Consider the following 5,198-nt stretch of genomic DNA (forward strand, 5'->3'; position numbering starts at 1 on the left):
AGATATTTCTTTAAAAATCTTTTTAAATTTATATTTAGTATTTCTATTTAATTTTCCCCATTCACTTTCATCAAACAGTAAAGCCATAACTGTATCGCCGGCGGCTACGCCGGCGACCGCGGCGGGCACCCCAAGTGGGTGGCGGTTCTCGGGTACGGCGCGTCCGCGCTGAGCCGTCTCGCGATGCTGCCCGCGGCCGGCTTCGCGGCGATCACCGCCGTCATCACCGCCGACCGGCTCGGCAAGGGCCTGCGCACCGCGCCGCGCGACGCGCTGATCGCCGAGTCGTCGGACCCGAGCATGCTGGGCCGCTCGTTCGGCGTGCACCGCACCCTCGACACGATCGGCGCCGCGATCGGCCCACTGGTCGCCTTCGCGCTGCTGGCCGCCGTGCCGGGCAGTTACGAGTCGATCTGGGTGGTGTCGGCCGCCTTCGCGTTCGTCGGTGTGGCGGTCCTGGTGCTGTTCGTGCCGAACCTGCGCACCGCCGCCGGCACCGCCCGCGTGGGCCTGCGCCGCGCGATGCGAGAGATCAGCGGCCGCAAGCTGCGCCGCCCGCTGATCGCCGCCGGCATCCTGGGCCTGCTGACCGTGGGCGACGGCTTCCTCTACCTGTCACTGCAGGACCGCGACGGCTTCGCCGCGGTCTACTTCCCCCTGCTGTACGTGGGCACCAACATCGCCTACCTGGCGCTCGCGATCCCGATGGGCCGCCTCGCCGACCGGGTGGGCCGCGGCAAGGTGCTGGTGGCCGGGCACGGCGCGCTGTTCGCCTGCTACCTGCTGGCCGCGCTGCCGGCCGGCGGGGCCGCGCTGACGATCGTCGTCCTGCTGCTGCTCGGCGTCTTCTACGCGACCACCGACGGCGTGCTGCCGGCCCTGATCAGCAAGCTGGTCCCGGCCGAGACACGGGGGAGCGGCATCGCGGCCGCGCAGACCGTCGTGGCACTGGCCCGCTTCACGTCCTCGGTCTGCTTCGGTCTGTTGTGGGCAGTCCAGGGCCCGGGCCGGTCGCTGCTGCTCTTCGGGGCTCTGCTTGCCGCCGCGGTGCCGGTGGCGGCCTGGCTGCTGCGCGGCATCGACCGGGCGGAGGTCGCGGCGTGACGGTCCGGCTGCGGGTCACGCTGCTCGCCGCGATCCTGGTGGTCGCCCTGGTCGGCGCCGGTGGTTACGTGTGGAAGGCGCGGCAGGACCAGAGCGCGGCGCTCGCCGCGGCGCCGGCGGTCGCGAAGGGCGGGGATCTGGCCGCGCTGCGGACCCAGCCGCACCTGGTCTTCCGCAACACCGCGCTGGGCGCGGACTACGGTCACGTCGCGGTGGTGCCGCTGAGCGCTCCGGACGGTACGCGTACGTTCACCCCGGCCGACTGCGAGCGGGTGTACGCCACCGCGGCGGACGCGATCTGCCTGTCCGCCGACCGTGGGCTGGTGACCACCTACAGGGCGCAGTTGCTCGACAGCTCCTGGACGCCGCAGCGGGATCTGCCGCTGACCGGGCTGCCCAGCCGCGCCCGGCTGTCCCGCGACGGCTCGCTGGCCGCGACGACCACGTTCGTCTTCGGTGACTCGTACGCCAATCCCGGTCAGTTCTCGACGCGGACGCTGGTGACGCGCACGGATGGCGAGGTGGTGGGTGACATCGAGAAGTTCACGCTCGTCGTCGACGGCAAGGTGGTCACGCGGGCGGACAAGAACCTGTGGGGTGTCACCTTCGTCGACGACGACAAGTTCTACGCCACCGCGGCCTCGAACAAGCAGACCTGGCTGGTCGAGGGCAGCCTGACGAAGCGGACGGTAACCGCGCTGCGGGGCGACGCCGAATGCCCGTCGCTGTCGCCGGACGGCACCCGCGTCGCGTTCAAGAAGCACGGCGACCTACCGGCCGGGAAGTGGCGGCTCGCCGTCTACGACCTGCGGACCAAGCAGGAGACCATGCTCGCCGAAACCAACAGCGTCGACGACCAGGTCGAGTGGCTCGACGACAAGACCGTGGTCTACGGCCTCCCGCGCGACGCACCGGGCACGGCCACCAGCGATGTGTGGGCGGTGCCGGCGGACGGTTCCGGCGCGCCCCGCACGCTGATCCACGACGCCTGGTCGCCGGCGGTGGTCCGATGACCGAGATCCCGCGCGAGGACCTGCTCGTCTACCTGGCCGGCACGCCGTACGACGGCCCGGCCGGCACCGACCGGCACATCGCCGATGAGCTGTCCCGGCTGACCCCGGTCCTCTTCGTCGACCCGCCGACATCCGCGCTGACCCGCCTGCGCAACCCGGAGATCGCCCGGGACCAGCCGACGCTCACCACCGTGCGGCCCGGGCTGGCCCGCCTCTCGCCGCGGGTCGCGCCCGGCATGTACCGCCCGGGCACCCATCTTCTGATGCCGCCGCTGATGCGCCGTGCCATCCGCAAGGCCGTCGACGAGCTCTGCGGCCCGGGGGACCGGCCGGTCGCCGCGCTCGTCAGCACCCGGGTCGAGGATCTGCTGCACGCGGTGCCGGCACGACGCACGGTGTTCTACGCCACCGACGATCTGGTGGCCGGCGCCGATCTGATCGGCATCCCCCGTGACCGGCTGGCCGCGCAGGAGGCCGCGACCCTCCACCGCGCGGAGGCGATCGCCGTGGTCTCCCAGTCCCTGGTGGACAAGTATGCCGAGATGGGCCACGCCGCGACCATGCTGCCGAACGGGTGCGCGCCGGGCGCGTACGCCGGGGTCGACGAGGCGCAGGTGCCCGCGGACGCCATCCTGTCCGGCCCGGTCGCCGGTTTCGTGGGCTACGTCAACGACCGGATCGACCTGGACCTGCTGGAGGCGGTGGCCGACACCGGCTCCTCGCTGCTGATCGTCGGACCGGTCGCGCCCGGCTACCAGTCCGAGCGGTTCACGGCGCTGGCCTCCCGGCCGAACGTCCGGCACACCGGGCCGAAGCCGTTCGCCGACCTGCCCGGCTATCTGCGCGTCATCGACGTCGGCCTCACCCCGTATGCGGACACCGCGTTCAACCGGGCCAGCTTCCCGCTGAAGACGCTGGAATACCTGGCCGCCGGGCGGGACGTGATCGCCACCCCGCTGCCCGCCAACGAGTGGCTCGGCACCGACCTCATCACGGTCGCGGCCGGCCCGCAGGCGTTCGCGGAGGCCACCGTCAAGGCACTGGGCCATTCCCGCACCGACGACCTGGCCGGGCGCCGCCGGGCCTTCGCGGCGCGGCACAGCTGGACCAACCGGGCCCGAGCCCTCGCCGGCCTCGCCGCGCTGACCAAGGGAGCCGCCGCGTGAAGATCCTCGTCTACCCGCACGCCATGGAGATCGGCGGCAGCCAGCTCAACGCCATCGAGCTGGCCGGCGCGGTCCGCGACCTCGGCCACGAGGTGGCCGTGGTGGGTGAGCCGGGCAGGCTGGTCGAGCTGGTCACCAAGCTGGGCCTCGAGCACGTGCCGCTGCCCGCCGAGCGGCGCCGGCCGTCGCCGTCGGTCGCCCGCGGCCTGCGGGCGCTGGTTCGTTCCCGCGAGTTCGACATCGTGCACGGGTACGAGTGGCCGCCCGCCCTGGAGGCCGCGGCCGGCACGTTCGGCACCCGGGGCGCCGCCGTGTGCACGGTGATGTCGATGGCCATCGCGCCGTTCCTGCCGCGCACCATGCCGCTGGTCGTGGGCACCCGCGCGCTGCAGGAGCACACCGCCGCGCTCCGGCCCGGCCCGGTGTATCTCATCGAGCCGCCGGTCGACGTCGACGCCAACGCGCCCGACCATCCGGTCGACGAGTTCCGGCGGACCTACGGACTGGACCGCGACGACACGGTCGTGGACATCGGCGTGGTCTGCCGGCTGGTGCCCGAGCTCAAGCTGGAGGGCGTGCTCACCGCGATCGACGTGATCGGTGAGCTCGCCGCCGCCCGGCCGGTCCGGCTGACCGTGGTGGGCGACGGGACCGCCCGCGACGAGGTCGAGCGGCGCGCGGCCGCGGCCAACGACCGTGCCGGGCGGCGGGCGGTCGTGCTCACCGGGGAGCTGCGCGATCCGCGGCCCGCGTACGCCGCCGCCGACGTGATGCTCGGCATGGGTGGGTCGGCGCTGCGCTCGCTGTCGTTCGGCCGGCCGCTCGTCGTGCAGGGCGAGCGCGGCTTCTGGGAGCTGCTGACCCCGGACACCGTGGACCTGTTCCTGCAACAGGGCTGGTACGGCCTCGGCGACGGCACCGGTGGCGCCGACCGGCTGGCCGGACACCTGACCCGCCTGCTCGACGACGCGCCGCTGCGCGACAAGCTCGGCCAGTTCGGCCGTGACCTCGCCGTCGAGCGGTTCAGCCTGCAGCAGGCCGCCCGGACCCAGGTGGAGATCTATCGGCGCGCGGTCGCCGAGCGCCGGCCGGGGGTCGTGGACGGCCTGCGCTCGGGCGCCGGGCTGGTGGCGTACAAGGTGAACCGCCGCCTCGAGGCCCGCCGCGGCACGCAGCGCCGCGACGACTTCAACGCCGCGACGCTCGCGCAGGCCTCGATCAAGCGCTAGGCAACCGGTCAGCCGACCCCGGTCTCCTGAGCCGTCCGCCTAGGAGGCCTGGCCGACGGCCACGTCGGCCAGCCAGATGTCGGCCAGGTCGCTGAGGGGCACCTCGAGAGCCTGGCTGAGGCCGACGACGGTGCCGAACGCCGGTGCCGGGAGGCGGCCCGCCTCGATCTTGCGCAGCGTCTCGGGGGAGATGCCGGCCGCCAGGGCCACCTCGACGAGGCTGCGCCCGGCCCGCGCCGCGCGGAGGGCGACTCCGAGGCGCCGGCCTGCTGCGATCTGTTCGGCGGTGAGCGGTTGGCGAACCATGCCAGCAGGATATCCCGCCGGAGCCTCCGCGAACCGACGTGGTATAAAAATACCGGGTACGGAGAGGGAGGGTGTCGTGATCGAGCTCAAGTCCGCCGACGAGATCGGCCGAATGGCGGTGGCCGGCCGATTCGTCGGCGAGCTGCTGGCCGAGCTGAGCGGTGTCGCCGCGGTCGGTGTCAACCTGATGGACCTCGAGCACCTGGCCCGCCGCCGGATCAAGGAACGCGGCGCCGAATCCTGCTACTGGGACTATGCCCCGTCGTTCGGCCGCGGCCCGTTCCGCAACGTGCTGTGCCTGTCGGTCAACGACGCGGTGCTGCACGGCCTGCCCCACGACTATGTGCTGCGCGACGGTGACGTGCTCAGCATCGACATGG

Annotated in this window: 6 protein-coding genes; 5 read left to right on the plus strand and 1 reads right to left on the minus strand. The window is 72.5% G+C overall.

Features of this window, described 5'->3' with window-relative positions:
* Nucleotides 1-93 precede the first annotated feature (93 nt).
* The 4 genes from AB0M20_RS26130 to AB0M20_RS26145 are packed head-to-tail and all read left to right on the plus strand — an operon-like array spanning nt 94 to nt 4,512.
* Nucleotides 94-1,104 (plus strand): MFS transporter, encoded by a 1,011-nt coding sequence (locus AB0M20_RS26130; RefSeq protein WP_364302507.1) that lies wholly within the window; start codon nt 94-96, stop codon nt 1,102-1,104.
* Entirely contained in the window at nt 1,101-2,117 is a 1,017-nt protein-coding gene (locus AB0M20_RS26135) for a hypothetical protein (RefSeq protein WP_364302497.1), read from the plus strand. The genes AB0M20_RS26130 and AB0M20_RS26135 overlap by 4 nt, the downstream gene beginning before the upstream one ends.
* Nucleotides 2,114-3,283 (plus strand): glycosyltransferase, encoded by a 1,170-nt coding sequence (locus AB0M20_RS26140; protein ID WP_364302499.1) that lies wholly within the window; start codon nt 2,114-2,116, stop codon nt 3,281-3,283. Before AB0M20_RS26135 ends, AB0M20_RS26140 begins: the two co-directional genes overlap by 4 nt.
* Complete coding sequence (locus AB0M20_RS26145) at nt 3,280-4,512, plus strand: glycosyltransferase family 4 protein (protein WP_364302501.1); 1,233 nt, start codon at nt 3,280-3,282, stop codon at nt 4,510-4,512. Before AB0M20_RS26140 ends, AB0M20_RS26145 begins: the two co-directional genes overlap by 4 nt.
* Nucleotides 4,513-4,551: 39 nt before the next feature.
* Here AB0M20_RS26145 and AB0M20_RS26150 read toward each other — a convergent pair whose 3' ends face one another.
* Nucleotides 4,552-4,818 carry a helix-turn-helix transcriptional regulator gene (locus tag AB0M20_RS26150; protein ID WP_364302503.1) on the minus strand — a complete coding sequence of 89 codons (267 nt, stop codon included), beginning with the start codon at nt 4,816-4,818 and terminating at the stop codon, nt 4,552-4,554.
* Between the two features lie 76 nt (nt 4,819-4,894).
* On the opposite strand from AB0M20_RS26150, the gene AB0M20_RS26155 reads away from it, so the two are divergent.
* Nucleotides 4,895-5,198: M24 family metallopeptidase (locus AB0M20_RS26155; protein WP_364302505.1), on the plus strand; the 304-nt coding region annotated here is incomplete at its 3' end.

It is taken from the genome of Actinoplanes sp. NPDC051633, assembly GCF_040681735.1.
GTDB lineage: Bacteria > Actinomycetota > Actinomycetes > Mycobacteriales > Micromonosporaceae > Actinoplanes.